Raw genomic sequence first — 17,052 nt, 5'->3', positions numbered from 1 at the left:
ATTAGCAACCTCGGGGCTTCGCTCAACCCTACTACGTTGGAGATTGGCGAAAGCCGGGATGACATCCGATCTCCCCCCTCGTGGGGGAGATGTCCGGCAGGACAGAGGGGGGCGCGAAGGAACGCAACGGTCGGAATATTTCTGCCATGCCGCGCGACCGTAGCCTACCTCCGGCCTCGGCACCCTTCCTCGGCTTCGCCCGGCTGCTGCGCCAGTACGGTTTCGCCATTGCCCCCGAACAAGCCTCCGGCTTCATGCAGGCGATAACCTTGCTTGGCCCCCGCTCGATGGCCGATATCCGCGAGGCGGCCCTTGCCACGCTGGCGCCGCCGCCGGATCGCCGCGACGAATTCGAGGCCCACTTCCAACGCTATTTTTACGGCAACACATCAGCCGTTGTCGAAGGCGACGCCGACGACGAGACCCGCATCAAGGATGATGGCGGCGCCGACGACGAACGGATCGAGGCCGAGCAGCAACAGGAAGGCGGCGAACTGTCCTCGGCGCTGGAGCAGTTGAGCACCCGCGCCTTCCAGCGCGACGATGACAGGCTGACCGCCTTTCGCCGCCAACTGTCATCCGCGCTCCCCGCCCGCCGCTCCTTCCGCATGGTGCGCACCCATTCACGCGGCAAGCTCGACCTGCGCCGTTCGCTCAGGGAAATCGTCAGCGCCGATGGCGATGTCCCCTCGCCGCTGCTGCGCCGCCGCCAGACCGTGCCGCGCAAGCTGCTGATCCTCATCGACGTTTCAGGCTCGATGAAGTTGCACACAGCGGACTATCTCAAGCTGGCGCATGCCGCCGTGCAGGGTGCTGACCGGGCAGAAATATTCACCTTCGGCACGCGTCTGACCCGCATCACCACGGCGTTGCGCGTCCGCGACCGGGACCAGGCGCTGGCGCGCGCGGCCGCCCAGGTCGACGACTGGGACGGAGGCACCCGCATGGGGCCGACGCTGCTTGCCTTCCTCTCCGTGCCGCGTTTCTCCTCCTTTGCGCGCGGTGCGGCCGTCGTCATCCTGTCCGACGCGCTGGAGCGCGGCGATCATGCCGAACTGGAAACGGCCATCCGCCGGCTGAGTGCCCGCGCCTTCCGGCTGTCGCTGGCGACCCCTTTGGCCGGCGACCCTCGCTTCCGGCCGGAGACCGCCGCGCTCGGCGCCATCCTGCCAGTGCTTGACGATCTGGTTGACGGCTCGTCACTTGCCGGTCTGACCGATTTCATCCTGTCGCTTGCCCGCCCCGCGCCCGTGGCGGCGGCAATCTGGAAGAGGGTATCGTGATGCAGAAAGCCATCGACGCGCATTTCCACATCTGGCGCCAGCAGGACCAGCCCTGGCTGGTCGGGCCGATGGTGCCGCGCATCTTCGGCCCTTACGAGCCGATCCGCCGCGATTATCCTATCGAGGAGTTTCTCGCCGACCAGCAGGGTTCCGGCGTAGAAAAAGCGGTCTATGTCCAGACCAACTGGGCCAAGGAGGATTTCGAAAAGGAAGTCGCCTTCCTGCAGAAAACGGCTGACGAGACCGGCTGGCCGCACGCTATCGTCGGCTATGCCGACATGACGGTCGACGATGTCAGGCCGCAGATCGACCGCTTGAAAAAATATCCGCTGCTGCGCGGCGTGCGCATGCAGCTGCACTGGCACGAGACGCCGGCCTTCCGCTTCGCTGCCTCGGCCGACCAGGTGATCGACCCGAGAGTGCGCGCCAATGTCGCGCGGCTGAAGGATTACGACCTGTCCTTCGACCTGCAGCTCTTCCCCGCCCAGATGAAGGACGGACTGGCGCTGGTCGGCGAGAATCCGCAAACCAAATTCATCCTCACCCATGCCGGCATGCTGACCGGCATGGACACGGAAACCACCGAGGCCTGGAAGGCCGGCCTGCGCACGCTGTCGGCTGCGCCCAATTTCTATGCCAAGCTCTCCGGTCTCGGCACTTTCGTCCACCGCAACGACCCGGCTCTCATCGCCTATATCGTCGACAACGCGATCGACATTCTCGGAACCGATCACCTGATGTTCGGCTCGAACTTCCCGATCGAAAAGCTGTGGACCAGCCACGCCGAACTGATCAAGGCGCACCGCGATGCGGTGGCGAAGCACGGTCCGGCCGCCGAGGCGGATATCTTCTGGAATACGGCGGAGCGGGTGTATCGGCCGGCTTAACGCAGCGGTCTTCCTTCCCCCCTTGTGGGAGAAGGAAGAGCCGCCGTGCTTCCTTATTGCGTGGGCAGCATGCCTTCGACGTCGCTTGCAGCGTCGCCGAGCGCCTCCTTGGGCGTTGCCGACTGGTCGACGATCCGCGACAGATTGTCGACGATGGTCTGTGTCACCTTCACACCGTTGGTGCCGGGGAAAGCATACCACGGAACCATCAGCGGCATTTGGCTCAGACCAGCCTGGAACAGCGGGTTCTTCTTGTAGAAATCGCCGAGATATTCCGGCGATTTCGCCGCCAGTTCGTTGTTGGGGACATAGCCCGTGCCGGGCACGACGACCGACGCGCCATAAGGACCAGCGGCGAACTTCGCGAACTTCCAGGCGGCGTCCTGCTTGGCCGCGTCCTTGGTCAGGATGACCACGGCGTTGCCGCCGGTCGGCAGATGGCCGTTGACCGGATCGATCAGCGGGATCTTGGCCGTGCGCAGCGTGAACTTGTCGCCGACATTCTTGATGGTGTTGACCAGGGCGCCGGTGGTCTGGAATTCGAAGCCGACCTTGCCGGCCGCGAACGCTTGCTCGCCAGCCGGCTTGGTGAAGACCGGCATGCCGCCCTCCTTCACCATCCGCTCCAGGGTCTCGACGGCCTTCTCGCCTTCCGGCCCATTGAAGGCGACCTTGCTTTCGTCCTCGTTCAGCATCTTGCCGCCAGCGCCGAACAGCAGCGCCGAGAACATCCAGTCGTCGCCCTGCCAGCGGAAGTCGATGCCGTCGACGCCATTGCCGAGCGCCTTGATCTTGCCGCCGAGCGCGATGACCTCGTCCCAGGTCTTGGGCGGGTTATCCGGATCGCCGCCGGCGGCCTTCACCAGGTCGGCATTGTAATACATGATCGGGTTCGAGGTGGCGAAGGCGAGGCCGATCTGCTTGTCGTTGACTTGCGCCAGCTTCAGGATCGTGTCGGAGAAACCGAGTTCCGCCATGTTGCCTTCCTTCTTGACCAGCGGGCCAAGATCGACGGCAACGTCGCGCTCGTTCAGCATGCGCAGGCGATTGAGGCCGATGAAGGTGATGTCGGGCATCTCGTCGGTGCCGGCCTGGCGAAGGATGGTCTGGATGCCTTCCTCATAGGTGGCGGACGGGCTGGCGAACTGGATCTTGATGTCGGGGTTTTCTGCCATGAACTTCTTCGAGATCGTGTCCATCACGTTCTTGAAGAAGCCGGGCATCGGATAATGAACCGTCAGCGTCGTGTCGGCATAGGCCGGAAGGGCGAAGGTCAGCGAGACCGCCGCCGCTGCAAGAATCCTGGGAAGTTGCTTCATGTGCTCGTACTCCTGGTTCGACCCGGTCAGCCTTTGAGACCGGTCATGGTGATGCCTTCGACGAAGCGCTTCTGTGCGAACAGGAAGGCGACGACGAGTGGGAGGGTGATGATCAGCGTTGCGGCCATCAGTGCGCCGTAGTCGTCGCCGGCCTCCGCGGCGCGGAAATACATCAGGCCGAGCGGCGGCGTGGCGTAGGCCTGCTTGCTGACGACGATCAGCGGCCAGTAGAGATCGTTCCAGTGCGCGACCACCGAGAAGATCGCGAAGGCGGTGACGGCCGGCCAGGCGTTGGGAACGATGACGCGCGCGACGATGCCGAGTTCTGACATGCCGTCGAGCCGCGCCGCGTGGATGAGATCGTCGGGCATGGCGCGGAAGAACTGCAGGAACATGAAGATCGCGAACACCGAAATGGTGAAAGGCGCCACCAGCGATGTGTAGCTGTTCAACAGCGACATCCGGTCGAAGGCGACATAGAGCGGCAGCGCCGTGGCGTGGATCGGCACCAGCAGGCCGAGCATGACCAGCACCATCATCAATCGCGCCGCGCGGAATTTCAGCTTGGCCATGGCGTAGGCGCAAGGGATGGCGACCAGCACCTGAAAGAAGAAGATCAGGCCGCACACGATGACGCCGTTCCACAGCAGCGTTGCCATCGGCACCTTGGCAAACGCCTTGGCGAAATTCTCGGCGAAGTAGAAATGCTCGGGGATGAGCGACAGCGACGAGGTGAAGATGTCGCTCTGCGTCTTGCCCGCCGTCGAGATCATGAAGATATAGGGGGCAAGGATCATCAGCGCGCCGAGCGAAAGCAGCGCGAAGCGGATGAGGCGGCCGGCCGGGATGCTGGTCATGTGTAGTGCACCCGTCGGTCGAGCACGCGATACTGGAGAAGCATCAGCACGACCAGGATCGCCAGGAAGACGACGGTCATTGCCGAGGCGTAGCCGACACGCAGATAGACGAAACCTTCCTGGTAGATGGTGAACAGCAGCACTTCCGACGCCTTGTTGGGGCCGCCATCGGTCAGCATCTTCACGGTCTCGAAAACCTTCACCGCATTGGTGATGCTGATGGTGACGACGAACAGCGTCGTCGGTCCGAGCATCGGCCAGGTGACCAGGAAGAACCGGTCGAGCGCCGATTTCGCGCCGTCGACGTGTGCGGCGGCATAGAGTTCGCGCGGGATAGCCGTCAGGCCCGCCAGGAACAGCACCATGTTGAAGCCCACCGACTGCCAGATGCCGATGATCGACAGGCTGTAGAGCACGGTGTTTGAGGCACCGAGCCAGTTCGGACCGGGAATGCCGGCGAGCGAAAGCAGCGCGTTGAGCGGCCCGATCGTCGGATGGAAGAGGTATTGCCAGACGGTCGCCATGGCGACGATCAGCGACGCCACCGGCAGGAAATAGACGGTGCGGAAGAAGCCGCGCGCACGCGGTTCGCCTTCGATCAGCAAGGCGACGCCGAGGCCGAGCATGATCGAGACCGGCGCCACGATCGCCGTATAGACCGATGTGTTCCACAATGATTTGCGGAAGGTTCGATCGGTGATCAGATGCGCGTAGTTCTCGAAGCCGACCAGGCGAAATTTGCCGTAGCCGAGTTCGAAATCGGTGAAGCCGAGAAAGATGACGGCAACCACCGGCAGCAGCACGAACAGCAGCAACAGCACGATCGCCGGAGCTGCCAGCAGCCAGGCGGTGCGGTCATCGCTGCGCCGATGAAGTGCCGCTGCATCCGAAGCGCGGCCCGCCAGCGCGACGCTAGACATAGGCCGGCTCCTGGCGTGCGGGCGCGGCGCTTGCCGTACGCAGCCGCCGTCCCTCCGGCCCGAAGACCATGGCCTGTTCGGGGGACAGAAGGATACCCACCGGCATTCCTGCAATCAGGTCCCTCGCCTCATGCGGCGCAAGCTTGGCGATGACGACGTCGCCGGAAGCGTCGAGCCGGCAATGGGCAATGACTTCCGACCCGAGGAATTCCAGGCGCTCGATCCGTCCGGCAAGCCCGCTCCGGCCGCTGGGCGACAGCTTGACGAATTCAGGCCGGATGCCGAGGCTGACCGGGCCGTTCGCCACTTTCTCCAGCAGGGCAAGCCGGATGCCCGAGAAATCGACGCGGCCATTCTCGGCGAGCGCCGAGATGATGTTGATCCTCGGCTGGCCGACGAAGCGGGCGACCTCGATATGAGCGGGATCGTTGTAGATCGCCTCGGGCGCGGCGAGTTGCAGCAGATTGCCGCCGATCATCACCGCCACGCGGTCGGCCATCGAAAGCGCCTCGGCTTGGTCATGCGTCACATAGAGCGTCGGTACGCCGGCGCGCCGGTGCAGTTCGACGATCTCGCCACGGGCATGGACGCGCAGATTGGCGTCGAGGTTGGACAGAGGTTCGTCCATCAGGAAGATGCTGGGATGGCGCACCATGGCGCGCGCCAGCGCGACGCGCTGCCGTTGCCCACCCGACATCTGACCAGGCTTCCGGTCAAGCAGATGGTCGATCTTGAGCACCGTCGCCATCTCGCGGACATCGCGCGAAATCCCGGCCCGGATCTCCTTCTGGCCCGGCAGGGCCGAGCCGACCAGCGGCAGGCGCTGCGTCCGGCTCAGCCGCTTCATGGCCAGTGGAACGGCGATGTTCTGGCCGGCCGTCAAATGCGGATAGAGCGCGTAGGACTGGAACACCATGGCGATGTTGCGGTCGGCCGCGGCGACCGCCGACATGTCCTTGCCGCCAACGAAGATCTCGCCGCTGTCGGCATGATCGAGCCCAGCGAGGATGCGCAGCAAGGTGCTCTTGCCGCAGCCCGAGGGGCCGACGAGAGCGATGAACTCGCCCGCTTCGGCATCGAGGCTGACGCCGTTCAGGACGGCGTTGCCGCCAAAGGCCTTGTTCAGGCCGCGAAGCGAGAGCGCGCTCATGACGCGACCTTCCTGCGGACCTTGTGCGCCTCGTGCGGGTAGACCTCCTCGACCACGTCATCGAGGACATGGACGGTCATGCCGGGAATTGCGACGATCTCGCTGGTGACCGTGTCGCCGAACTCAAGCACGACGGCGCCGAGCAACCGCTCGCCCGGCATGTCGCGCTCCATGTCCCCGACGACGAAGGCAGCCGACGGACCCCATATCAGCGAAGTGTTTTGGTATTTGCCTTGCCATGCCCGGTGCAAGTGCCCGCTGGCGAACAGCGCGACATCATGGGCGGCGATCAGATCGTAGAGACGCTGCCGCTGTGCCGGGCGGATGCTCCAGTAACCGGTGTCGCCCTCGCCCGGCTCATCGATGAACAAGGGCTTGTGGGCGAAGAGCGCGACGCGCCGGCCGCCTCGGCTTTCCAGCGCCGCACGCAGCCATTCGAACTGGTTCTCTTCTTCGGCATCATCAAAGCCCATCAGCAGGCTGTCGAGGCCGATGAGCCGCCAGTTTCCGGCGTCCTCCATCCAATAGTCGGGACCAACCAGCCGGCGCCAGCGCTCGAGACGTTCCGCATTGACCGGCTGCAAGGAGCCGGGCAGATGGCCGACATCGTGATTGCCGGGCACAAGCAGCATCGGGACTGAGATTTCCCGCATCAGGTCCATGCAGAAGCTGATGTCGGCATCCTTGTCGGCGCCATCGACGCTGAGATCGCCGGTATGGATGACGAGGTCGGCGCCGCTCTGCTCGATCCAGGCGGCGAGCGGCTGCCAATTGCCGTTGAAATGCGGCTTGGTCGGGCTGAAATGGGTATCGGTGATCTGGACGATTTTCATGCCGGCTCCATTGCGAGAGCCGGCTGCCGGAAAACCACCGAGCGACCTCGCGTGTGGCTTCCTTAGTGCCGTTACATGTCACTTCCTTAACAGCGTGGGGACAAATGTGCGCTGCGCGCCGATCGGCCGGCTGGCCGCCGGCGCGGTTCAGCGCGTTATAGAATTGCCGAACCGCTCCAACTCTTTGTTTTTGCGTAATTTCAGGTGGAAAGCCGCTATGCGCGTTTCCCGGAATGGCTCTAGCTTTTCACCTCGAATTGCGGATCGACTGGAATCTGCATCGCCGTAACCAGATGATTGGTCTGGCCGGCGAGCCCGATGATCGACACCAACTCGCCGTGCTGCGCGTCGGTCATGCCCTTGGCGCGCGCCGCCGCCGTGTGCGAGTGGACGCAGTAGGAGCAGCCATTGGCCGTCGACACCGCGATGTAGATCATTTCCTTGGTCAGCGGATCGATGGCGCTGTCCGCCACCATCACCGCCTTCAACTGTTCCCAGATCCGCTTCAGCGCCGACGGATCATTGGCCAGCCCACGCCAGAAATTGTTGACGAAATCCGATTTGCGCGTCGCCCTGATGTCGTCGAACACCGCCTTCACCGCCGGGATTTTCTCGACCTCGGCATCGCTGAGGAGCTTTGTGGTGGCCATGATCGGGTCCTTTCGTTTGGATGAATAAGGTCGTTGAAACAAGTTTCGAGCAAATGCGGCGGCTAACCAACTTTTTTGACTCAGTTTTTGGCGCTCAATGGCGTGGCGCCTTGGAGGTTGGCCGAAGCACCTAAACTTCGTCATCCCTGGGCGAAGCAGGCGCGAAGCGCCGTCGCGGAGACCCTGGGATCCATGCCGCGACTTTCACCGTGGAGTGCAGCGGAGCATAATCCTGCACCGTAGCAGTGCACCTGAGTCCCAGCATGGATCCTCGGGTCTGCGCCGCGTCGCTGCGCTCCTTGCTCAGCCCGAGGATGACGAAATAACGGACGCCTCGGCTAGCCTCCGTGTTCGATCCAATGGTGCGATCATCCACTTTATCTCGCCACCTAATGCACCGCCGCGTACATGATCCTCTCCTCCGTCGCCTCCGCCGGTGAAAACTCCTCGACGATGCGCCCTTGCCGGCAAACCAAAATGCGATCGGACAGGTTCATGATCTCCGGCAAATAGGACGAGATGACCACCACGGCCAACCCCTCGTCGGCCAGCCGGTTGATGATCTGGTGGATCTCGGCGATGGCGCCGACGTCGACGCCGCGCGTCGGCTCGTCGAAGATGACGATGCGCGGCTTCTGCACCAGCCCCTTGCCGATCACCACCTTCTGCTGGTTGCCGCCGGAGAGTTCGACGACTCGCGCATTGTCGTTGATCGCCTTGATGTTCAGCGTCTTGGTCCATTCCGCCGAAAGCTGCCGCATCTCCTGCTGGTTGATCACCCAGGCCTTTTCACGGCCCGCCGCCAGCAGCCCGCCGAACAGGTTCTCGGCGATGCCCATCGTCTCGAAGATGCCTTCGCTCTTGCGGTCCTCGGTGACATAGACAATGCCGTCGGCCACCGCTTGGCTCGGCACGAGATAGCGCACGGGCCTGTCGTCCAGTTCGATCGCACCGCCGCGCAAAAAATCGCGCTTGTAGATGCCCGACACGATCTTGAACGTCTCGGTGCGCCCCGAGCCGATCAGCCCGAACACGCCGGTGATCTGGCCCTCGAAGATCGAGAAGGAATTGTTGCGCACGACATTGCTCATCGAGATGTCCTGCACCGACAGCACTTTCTTGCCGGCCTTGCGCAGCCTGGCCTCATCGCGCTGGCGGTAAATCTGTCCCGACAGCGTACGCCCGACCATGGCGGCGACGATCTTGTCGCGGTCGAAGGCCGGCGTATCGTCGGTGACGACCAGTTCGCCATCGCGCAGGATGGTGATGCGGTCGGCAATCATCAATGCCTCTTCCAGCGCGTGGCTGATGAAGACGATCGAGACACCGTTCGCCTTCAGCCGCCGGATGAGCGCGAAAAAGTGGCGCTTCTCCTCCGGCGTCAGCGTCGCTGTCGGTTCGTCGAAGATGATGATCTCGGCATTGTGGTGCACGGCGCGCGCGATCTCGACCATCTGCCGCTTGGCGGCGCCCAGCGTCGCCACCATGGCGTTCGGATCGACCGGAAAATTCAGCGACTGCAGGAACTGCTGTGCTGAGATATACGTGCCGCGCAGCCGGTTGAGGAATTTTTCAGTACCGAGATAGAGGTTCTGCGCCACCGTCATCGACGGCACCAGGCTGGTCTCCTGGAACACCATGGCAATGCCCGCTTCGAGCGCGGCATGCGGTGAGGCGTAGGCGATCTCCTGGCCCTTATGGAACATCTTGCCCGAGGTGGCATCGACCACTCCGGCGATGATCTTGGTCAGCGTCGACTTGCCGGCACCGTTCTCGCCGAGCAGCGCATGGATTTCGCCCTTGCGTAGCTCGAAGGTGACGTTCTTCACCGCGGGCACGCCGCGGTAATTCTTGGTGACGTTCTCGAGGCGAACGATCGGTTGCATCAGAAACCTCCCGAGGCAAGGTCGACGGCCAGCACGCAGTCGCCGCCCTTCGAGGCGATCAACAGCCCTCCGTCCCTTTCCGCCACGCTGCAGATGCCGTGGCGCGTGCCGTTGGCGCGGCTGTGCAGGCTGAACCGCGGCTGCATGTTTTGGTCGAGCCTGACCACCAGCCCGTAGGAGCGGCTCGGCGACCACGGCTTGTGGATGCCCATGGTTCGGATGCCGCCGCATTGCAGCGGCTCGAGGAAGCTGCGGTTTGAGGCCAACGCCGGCGCGATCCAGTAGGCCGGCGGCACCTGTCCGATCATGTCCTGGCGATAGTGCGTTTCCTGCAGCACGAATTCGATCAGCCGGTTGCGCGGCGCGAACAGGGCCAGCCACGCGCCACCATCGCCGGCCGGCGACAGCCGCGCGGGATAACCGGGCAGATGCGTCAGCACGGTCGAGCGATTGCCGGTCGCGCCATCGAAGCGCACGAGCTGATGGCGCCAGCTTTCACTCACCAGCACATCCCTGCCGATCGGATGCAGCCCGTAAGGGAACGCGATGTCGCCGGCCAGCTTGCGGAACTCACCGCCTGCCGCATCCCGCTTCCAAAGCGAACCGGAGGCGCCCTTCTTCATCAGATCGGCCGCCCATTGCGACGGCGTATGCTCGGCCGACCCATTAGCCAGCCAAAGCGTGCCGTCCTCGGCATAGCCAAGAGCGGTGATGCAGCCGATTTCGGCTGGCAGCGACGCCTCCCTGCCCGCGATGAACAGCTTGCCGCTCTCCAGCCCCACCGTGAGTTCGCCTGAAGGCGCCAGCGCCAGCGCCGTGACGGAAGACGGAAAGGTCTCGACCACGACAGGTTCCACACCGACAGCGATCGCGTAGACGGCGTTGCCACTGGAGGCGAGCAGCCGGCCGCCGGCAACCAGCAGATTGTCCGGCTCGGTCAGTTCGGCGAACGCCGGCGCATCATCGAGCCGCGTGTTGGGCCGGAAGGCGCCGTCGAGTGGCGGAATGGTGACCGCCTTGCCGCGAAACATATCCAGGATCGGATCGAGAATCACAGTTGCGCCCCCCAATAGGAAGCGGGGCTGGTCCAGTTCGGGTCGGCACCCCTGATCTTGTAGCGGCCGATGCGGTTGTTGAGGATGCCGCCGACGAACAGATATCCCTTGTGCTCGCGCATCGAGGTGACCATCGGGTGCGCGCCGCCCGTCAAGTCGCCCATTGCCTCGACGATGCCGCCCTTCTCGTTGAATTTCACCACGCCGCCGGTGTTGATGTTGGGAAACAGCCATTCGTCCTGCGGCAGCCGGCGCGTCATGCGCTTGCGCATGTCGGGATGGCGCAGCGAGAGGTCGAAGCTCGGCGTGCGCATACCCAGCCACGCCATCCAGTAATTGCCGTCCGAGGCCCGGTTGATGTTGTCGGGATACCCCGGCATGTCGCGGATGACACATTCGGCGGTGCCCGCCTTCGGCCCTTCCAGCCAGTAGCGATGCACGCGGCAGGCCCAGCTTTCGGCGAAGAACAGCGACTTGCCGTCATGCGCCATGCACACACCATTGGTGTAGCGATAGCCGTCGAGCAGCGTCTTTGTCGAGCCATCCCGGGGATCGTAGACCAGCAGGCGGCCGGTGGCGCGGTTCTCGATCGAGTCCAGCGCCCAGTCATGGGCATCATAGCGCTTCGTCGAATCCGTGAAGTAGATGCGCCCGTCCGGCGCGATATCGCAATCATTGGGATCGCGCAGCCGTGCATCGTCGACGATCGACGTCCAGGAACGCGACGTCTCGGCGGATAGACGCTTGACCTCGCGCTGCGGTGAAACCGAATACAGCCCCATGGCGCCAACGCAGCTGATCAGGTTGCCCGATTTATCGAAGGCGAGCCCCAGCGGAAAGCCGCCAATATGGGCAAACACTTCCGACCTGACATAATCGGGCGCGAAGAAGCGGACGATCTCGCCATGGCGGGTGCCGCAATAGAGATTGTCGTCGCGGTCGAGGATGACGTCTTCAGGCCCCTCCAGTTCGCCAAGCCCGATATGGTCGGCTGAAGACAACCGGTTGTCGAGCGCGTAAGGCGTGCCGGAGCCCGGCACCGCGGACTGTGTTTCGCCCATCTTGAGATAGACCGGCGCGACATAGACCTCGTTCAGTACCTTGTGGCGGTTCTTCAGCCAGCGGATGTCGATGGTCACAGCCACCGCAAGCATGATGCCCAGAACCATCTGGTTGGTGCCGGTGCCGTAGCCGAGCCGGATCAGCCCGTTGGTCATGGTGAGCACAATGATGGCGCCCATCAGGCCCTTGATCACCGAACCGCGCCCGCCGCCGAGGCTGACGCCGCCGACCACCGCAGCGGTCAGCGCCATGATCTCCAGGTTGAGGCCGGTGCCTGGCCCTGCCCCACTCAACCGGCAGGCGATGAGAAAGCCGCCGATCGAGGCGCAGAAGCCGGAAAAGACATAGGTCATGAACACGGTGCGGCGCACCCGGATGCCGGCATTGTGCGCCGAGCGGCGGGAACCGCCGACCGCCAGGACATGCCAGCCGGGCCGCGAGCGCGTCAGCGCGATATGGGTGACGATGGCGAGGATGATTGCCAGCCACACCGAGACGGAGAGCCCCCAGAAGGTGCTGTCGCCGATGAAGTCGAGCACATCCGATGTGGCCGTCGAAAGCTGCACATCGGCTGCATAGGTGGTGACCAGGATGTCGAACAGCGCCCGCCCGAAGATGAAGGTCACCAGCGTGGTGAGGAAGGCGCGCAGCCTGAGGTACCCGACGAGGTATCCATTGATGGCACCGAAGATCAACCCAGTGGCGAGCGAGGCGGCCAGCGCCAGCCAGATCGACTGTTCCAGGATGAAGAAGACATAGACGGCGGAGAAACAGGACAGCGCGAAGATCGAGCCGACCGAGAGATCGATGCCGCCGCCCAGCATCACCACGGTCATGCCGGTGACCACCATCGAGAACTCGCCGAGCTGACGGGTCGATTCCTGCAGCGAGGAGAGCTTGAAGAAGCCCGGAATGATCGAGCCGAAGGTCGCCAATGTCACCACCAGCGCCAGGAAAGGAATGGCGTTGTCGGTCCAGCGCTTGGTCAGGATCTCGCCGACCAGATGGTCGGGCACGAGATTGTAGCGCCAGGACTGAAGGCGTTCGCGAAAGGTCATCGGCTGCTGCTATTCCATGAGAAAAAGGGCCGGGTTGTTCCCGAGGCATGGCTTCGGGTAATTCTCGATCTCGCCGCTGCCCTCATCCGCCTGCCGGCACCTTCTCCCCGTATAGAGACGGGGAGAAGGGAAGCGCACCAACGTCGGCGTCCCCCTCTCCCCGTTCTTCACGGGGAGAGGGTAAGGGTGAGGGCAGCGCAAACCGCTAGCGATTAGAGATGGCCCAAGCCACCTCGCTGACATTAACCGCGCGACACTATTTCGCCGCCGCCTCGGCCTGCAGCGCCTTCAGGTCCCAGCAGCTGTCGGGCTTGAGGTCGGCCTTGGTCGTCGCCTTCTCCAGCGTGTAGATGTAGGTGTGCGAGGTGCCGGCCGGCTGGCCGCTCTGCAGCAGGAATTTTATGATGGCGTTCATGTCGCCCGACTGGCGGGCAAGATCGGTCATCACCACGGCGCCATAGGTGCCGTCGTTCAGCTTGTCGCAATCGGCCGCCTTTTCGCCGCCGCCGGTGGTGACCAAAAACACCTTGCCGTCGAGCTTGGCGTCGCGGATCGCGGCGGATGCGCCGGTCGCGTCACCATCCCAGAAATCGATGATCGAGCAGATGTCGGGGTTCTGCTGCAGCATGGTCGTGGTCACATTGCGCGAGGTCGTGGCATCCCAGTTGGAGTCGGGCTTTGCCACGACCTTGAAGTCGGGATGCTTGTCCAGCACCTTCATGATGCCGGCATACTGGTAGAGGCTGGAAGAGTTGGCCTGGTCGCCCTGCACCAATCCGATTTTCTTGGACGAGTCCTCGCCGCAACCCTTGATCGCCGCTTCAGCCTCGAGCTGGCCGAGCCGGTCCCAGTCGCTGCCGACAAAGGCGTCGGCGGGAAAATTCGCCGGATTGTCGACCAGGATTACATAGGTGCCGGCCGCCTGCGCCTTCTTCATCAGCTTGGAATAGGAGTTGAGGTCCGGTGCATGGATGATCAGCACATCTGGCCTTGTGTCCGACGAGATCGCATCGGTGATCGCCTGCGCGCCGGCATCGACCACCCAGTTCGGATCGCGCGTCTCGAACGTGCCGCCCCAGGCCTCGACCTCCTTCTTCAGGTAATGCGCCCAGCCCTGCGCCAGGTCGAACCCCATCGCCAGCGGTACCAGCATGACGCGCTTGCCTTTCAGCGCTTGTGCATAGGCAGCAGGGCCTGGATCGTCAGCGGCGAAGGTCGGCGCCACGAAGGCGGTGACGGCAAGGGCCGTGACAGCCGCCATGAGTGTTCTGATCAGTTTCATGTGTCATCCTCTGGTTCGGTTTTCATTGCCGGCCGATCGTTCCGATCGCACCGGGTACCCCGAGCAAGATGGGCTAGCCCATCTGCCCTAAATATCGCCCTGCTGCGCGGTCTGTTCGTCGCGCGGATTGATGATGCCGTCGACGATGATGGCGCCGAGCAGGATCGCCGCCTTGATCAGGTTCTGGTAGAGCAGCGGAATGTCGATGATGGTCATGGCGTTGAGCAGGATGCCGATCAGTGCTGCGCCCACCAGCACGTTGCGCACGCCGCCTCGCCCGCCCGACAATCCGATGCCGCCGATCACCGCCACCAGCACGATGTCGTAGAGCAGCGTCGAGTTGACGACCCGCGTGTTGATCGAGTGCAGGCTGGCCGCCGTCAAAAGGCCCGCGATCAGCGCCACGAAAGCGGACAGCACATAGCGCAGCACCAGCATCGGCCGCACCGGAATGCCGATGTTGCGCGCCGCCACCGGATTGTCGCCGGCGAAATAGATGTAGCGGCCCCATTTGGTGTAGCGCAGGAACAGGAAGAACAGGAAGGCGAGCCCGGCGAAGACGAACACCTCGATCGGAACGTCGAGAAAGCGCAGGCCGCCGAGCAGTTCCACCCAATGGCCCTGAGGCACCGGCACCGCATCCTGGGTGATCAATTGCGAACGCACATAGCCGAAGACGAAGGAGCCGGTCGCCAGCGTGACGAAGATCGCCGGCACATCGGCATAGGCGACGAGAAAGCCGTTGAGCAGGCCGATGGCGAGCACGCCGGCCAGCACATAGGCGAAGGCCAGCCCGTCCGGCGTTCCGATGTTGAGCAGTTGCAGGTACCAGGCGACCGACATCGCCATGATCGCCACCGCCGACAGGTCGATGCCGCGGCCGATGATGACGACGGCCATGCCGAGCGCCAGTATGCCCAGCACCGACACCGAGCGGACAATGGCGACGAGATTGTTGGGATCTATGAAACCCGGCAGGCCAATTGCGGCGGCGACGAACAGCACCACCGCTATGGCAAAGACAATGCCTTCCTGATTCAGGCTCCTGAAGTTCAGCCAGCCGGCCATGTTCATTGTCTGCTTTCACCCCGATGGCAGCGCTGCCACCCCTGGGTCGAAAACTAATCGGCTCAGCGTCGCTTCGTCAAATGAATCCGCGGTCAAAACGTGGGCTTGCGATGAGATTCGCAAAGTGGACGCATTGATTGCCGAATCTGGCGCAATGCCCGGAAACTTAAACGCTTTTGGCAATTGTTTGCACCATCGCAGCCATTCGCGAAAGCGTCACACCAAGGCGAAAGGCGAAGACGGAATTTAACCCCGCCATGGGCGGGAAAATTCGATTTCAGTTCCCGGCAATATGGCCCGAGACCTCGGCGCCGGCGGTCCTCGGCAACACCAGGAAACGAAACGACGCCACCAGCCCGATGACGCCGATCACCAGGAAGGCTGCTCGAAAATCGACGAGATCGAGTGCCGGCCGGCCTCTCGCGATCTGCGACAGGTTGAGGATCGCCGCCGCCACGGCAACGCCGAACAGCATCGCCACCTGCTGCAGCATCGAGGACAAGGTCGCTGCGGAGCTCCGCTGCCCGGCGGCGATATCGGCGAAGGCCAGCGTGTTGAGCGCGGTGAACTGCATCGAGCGCGACAGGCCGGCAATCAGCATCAGCGCCACCACCAGCGCCTGCGGCGTCTGCGGCGAGATCGCCGCGCAAGCCATGATCGATGCCGACGCGATGATGCCGTTGACGACCATCACCGAGCGAAAGCCGAAGCGACGCAGCATCGGCGTCGTCACCGTCTTCATGCCGAGATTGCCAAGGAAATAGGCCAGGATCATCATGCCGGCGTCGACGGGCGAGAGGCCGAAGCCGACCTGGAACAACAGCGGCAAAAGGAACGGCGTGGCGTTGATCGCAACCCGGAAGATGGTGCCGGCGGCAAGCGTCGAGATGGCGAAGGTCTGCACCTTGAACGACGACAGGTCGAGCAGCGGATGCGGCGCGCGATGGAGATGACGCACCGCCAGCCATCCGACGACGATCCCCGCCGCGATCAGCCCCACCGTCGGCAAGGCGCCATCCTCCGGATGCGCGATGCGCTCCAGGCCATAGAGCAGGCAGGCGAGCCCCAGCGACGTCAGGAAGAAACCCGGCCAATCGAGCGGCTTGGGATCGGCTTCACGGTCACCGGGGATGAAGCGGGCGACCAGCGCCAGCCCGATCATGCCGAGCGGAATGTTGATGAAGAAATTCCAGTGCCAGGACAGATAGGTGGTGATGAAGCCACCGAGCACCGGCCCGACGACAGGCGCGAACAGAGCCGGCCAGGTGATCAGCGCCGTGGCGTTGAGCAATTCGGATTTCGACGCGTTGCGCAGCACCAGGATGCGGCCGACCGGCGTCATCAGCGCGCTGCCCAGCCCCTGCACGGCACGGGCAATGACGAATTCGGTCAGGTTCTGCGAAAAGCCGCAGGCAAGCGAAGCCAGCGTGAACAGCGCGATGGCGACGAGGAAGATGTTCCGCGCGCCAAAGCGGTCGGCGAGCCAGCCCGACAGCGGCACGAACACCGCCATGGTCAGCATGTAGACGGTGATGCCGATGCTCATCGCCACCGCCGGCACGCCGAACGATTCCCCCATCTGCGGCAGCGAGGTCGAGATGATCGTCGAATCCAGCAGTTGCATGAAGAAGGCGATGGCGACGATCAGCGCCACGCGCCGCGAATTCCCGGCTGGGTCGGCTGAAGCTTCGGTCTCGGAAATGGCAGTCATGACGGACCGCTTGAACAGCATTTGGCCGATG

14 protein-coding genes are annotated in these 17,052 nt (G+C 63.4%); 2 read left to right on the top strand and 12 right to left on the bottom strand.

The genetic code is table 11. The annotated features are described in order from the left end of the window. The first annotated feature begins 146 nt into the window (after positions 1–146). Together EN850_RS15250 and EN850_RS15245 are read left to right on the top strand one after the other, a co-directional pair. The gene (locus tag EN850_RS15250) at positions 147–1,283 is read left to right on the top strand and encodes a VWA domain-containing protein (protein ID WP_136091668.1); all 1,137 of its coding nucleotides are present in this window, start codon (positions 147–149) and stop codon (positions 1,281–1,283) included. Beyond that, complete coding sequence (locus tag EN850_RS15245; RefSeq protein WP_189521737.1) at positions 1,283–2,170, top strand: amidohydrolase; 888 nt, start codon at positions 1,283–1,285, stop codon at positions 2,168–2,170. Before EN850_RS15250 ends, EN850_RS15245 begins: the two co-directional genes overlap by 1 nt. Before the next feature lie 53 nt (positions 2,171–2,223). On the opposite strand, the gene EN850_RS15240 is transcribed toward EN850_RS15245, so the two are convergent. The 12 genes from EN850_RS15240 to EN850_RS15185 all read right to left on the bottom strand — a co-directional run bounded on the left by EN850_RS15240 (position 2,224) and on the right by EN850_RS15185 (position 17,021). Further along, complete coding sequence (locus EN850_RS15240; RefSeq protein WP_136091667.1) at positions 2,224–3,489, bottom strand: ABC transporter substrate-binding protein; 1,266 nt, start codon at positions 3,487–3,489, stop codon at positions 2,224–2,226. Between the two features lie 26 nt (positions 3,490–3,515). Beyond that, complete coding sequence (locus tag EN850_RS15235; RefSeq protein ID WP_127280743.1) at positions 3,516–4,346, bottom strand: carbohydrate ABC transporter permease; 831 nt, start codon at positions 4,344–4,346, stop codon at positions 3,516–3,518. Next, entirely contained in the window at positions 4,343–5,266 is a 924-nt protein-coding gene (locus tag EN850_RS15230; protein ID WP_127280742.1) for a sugar ABC transporter permease, read from the bottom strand. The genes EN850_RS15235 and EN850_RS15230 overlap by 4 nt, the downstream gene beginning before the upstream one ends. Further along, on the bottom strand, positions 5,259–6,416 hold the full coding sequence (locus EN850_RS15225) for an ABC transporter ATP-binding protein (protein WP_136091666.1): 1,158 nt from the start codon (positions 6,414–6,416) through the stop codon (positions 5,259–5,261). The genes EN850_RS15230 and EN850_RS15225 overlap by 8 nt, the downstream gene beginning before the upstream one ends. Continuing rightward, positions 6,413–7,249 carry a metallophosphoesterase gene (locus tag EN850_RS15220; RefSeq protein ID WP_136091665.1) on the bottom strand — a complete coding sequence of 279 codons (837 nt, stop codon included), beginning with the start codon at positions 7,247–7,249 and terminating at the stop codon, positions 6,413–6,415. Before EN850_RS15220 ends, EN850_RS15225 begins: the two co-directional genes overlap by 4 nt. 239 nt (positions 7,250–7,488) lie before the next feature. Then, complete coding sequence (locus tag EN850_RS15215; RefSeq protein WP_136091664.1) at positions 7,489–7,899, bottom strand: carboxymuconolactone decarboxylase family protein; 411 nt, start codon at positions 7,897–7,899, stop codon at positions 7,489–7,491. Between the two features lie 389 nt (positions 7,900–8,288). Next, positions 8,289–9,785 carry a sugar ABC transporter ATP-binding protein gene (locus tag EN850_RS15210; protein WP_136091663.1) on the bottom strand — a complete coding sequence of 499 codons (1,497 nt, stop codon included), beginning with the start codon at positions 9,783–9,785 and terminating at the stop codon, positions 8,289–8,291. After that, entirely contained in the window at positions 9,785–10,840 is a 1,056-nt protein-coding gene (locus EN850_RS15205) for a hypothetical protein (protein ID WP_136091662.1), read from the bottom strand. Before EN850_RS15205 ends, EN850_RS15210 begins: the two co-directional genes overlap by 1 nt. Then, positions 10,837–12,960: an SMP-30/gluconolactonase/LRE family protein gene (locus tag EN850_RS15200; protein ID WP_136091661.1), complete on the bottom strand. Its 2,124-nt coding sequence runs from the start codon at positions 12,958–12,960 to the stop codon at positions 10,837–10,839. The genes EN850_RS15205 and EN850_RS15200 overlap by 4 nt, the downstream gene beginning before the upstream one ends. Positions 12,961–13,216: 256 nt before the next feature. Further along, the gene (locus EN850_RS15195; RefSeq protein WP_136091660.1) at positions 13,217–14,242 is read right to left on the bottom strand and encodes a sugar ABC transporter substrate-binding protein; all 1,026 of its coding nucleotides are present in this window, start codon (positions 14,240–14,242) and stop codon (positions 13,217–13,219) included. Between the two features lie 87 nt (positions 14,243–14,329). Then, entirely contained in the window at positions 14,330–15,316 is a 987-nt protein-coding gene (locus EN850_RS15190; protein WP_135928284.1) for an ABC transporter permease, read from the bottom strand. A gap of 271 nt (positions 15,317–15,587) precedes the next feature. Next, positions 15,588–17,021: a DHA2 family efflux MFS transporter permease subunit gene (locus tag EN850_RS15185; RefSeq protein WP_135928283.1), complete on the bottom strand. Its 1,434-nt coding sequence runs from the start codon at positions 17,019–17,021 to the stop codon at positions 15,588–15,590. Between the last annotated feature and the right edge of the window lie 31 nt (positions 17,022–17,052).

This window comes from Mesorhizobium sp. M8A.F.Ca.ET.207.01.1.1 (genome assembly GCF_004794715.1).
Classification (GTDB): Bacteria; Pseudomonadota; Alphaproteobacteria; order Rhizobiales; family Rhizobiaceae; genus Mesorhizobium.
Note: the sequence above shows the minus strand (reverse complement) of the source record. Positions and strands in the feature narration are given on the sequence as shown.

What these genes read in the sequence shown, in the direction of transcription:
- EN850_RS15250 (WP_136091668.1), top strand. Translation starts at nt 147, where the DNA reads ATGCCGCGCGACCGTAGCCTACCTCCGGCCTCGGCACCCTTCCTCGGC.
- EN850_RS15245 (WP_189521737.1), top strand. Translation starts at nt 1,283, where the DNA reads ATGCAGAAAGCCATCGACGCGCATTTCCACATCTGGCGCCAGCAGGAC.
- EN850_RS15240 (WP_136091667.1), bottom strand. Translation starts at nt 3,489, where the DNA reads ATGAAGCAACTTCCCAGGATTCTTGCAGCGGCGGCGGTCTCGCTGACC.
- EN850_RS15235 (WP_127280743.1), bottom strand. Translation starts at nt 4,346, where the DNA reads ATGACCAGCATCCCGGCCGGCCGCCTCATCCGCTTCGCGCTGCTTTCG.
- EN850_RS15230 (WP_127280742.1), bottom strand. Translation starts at nt 5,266, where the DNA reads ATGTCTAGCGTCGCGCTGGCGGGCCGCGCTTCGGATGCAGCGGCACTT.
- EN850_RS15225 (WP_136091666.1), bottom strand. Translation starts at nt 6,416, where the DNA reads ATGAGCGCGCTCTCGCTTCGCGGCCTGAACAAGGCCTTTGGCGGCAAC.
- EN850_RS15220 (WP_136091665.1), bottom strand. Translation starts at nt 7,249, where the DNA reads ATGAAAATCGTCCAGATCACCGATACCCATTTCAGCCCGACCAAGCCG.
- EN850_RS15215 (WP_136091664.1), bottom strand. Translation starts at nt 7,899, where the DNA reads ATGGCCACCACAAAGCTCCTCAGCGATGCCGAGGTCGAGAAAATCCCG.
- EN850_RS15210 (WP_136091663.1), bottom strand. Translation starts at nt 9,785, where the DNA reads ATGCAACCGATCGTTCGCCTCGAGAACGTCACCAAGAATTACCGCGGC.
- EN850_RS15200 (WP_136091661.1), bottom strand. Translation starts at nt 12,960, where the DNA reads ATGACCTTTCGCGAACGCCTTCAGTCCTGGCGCTACAATCTCGTGCCC.
- EN850_RS15195 (WP_136091660.1), bottom strand. Translation starts at nt 14,242, where the DNA reads ATGAAACTGATCAGAACACTCATGGCGGCTGTCACGGCCCTTGCCGTC.
- EN850_RS15190 (WP_135928284.1), bottom strand. Translation starts at nt 15,316, where the DNA reads ATGAACATGGCCGGCTGGCTGAACTTCAGGAGCCTGAATCAGGAAGGC.
- EN850_RS15185 (WP_135928283.1), bottom strand. Translation starts at nt 17,021, where the DNA reads ATGACTGCCATTTCCGAGACCGAAGCTTCAGCCGACCCAGCCGGGAAT.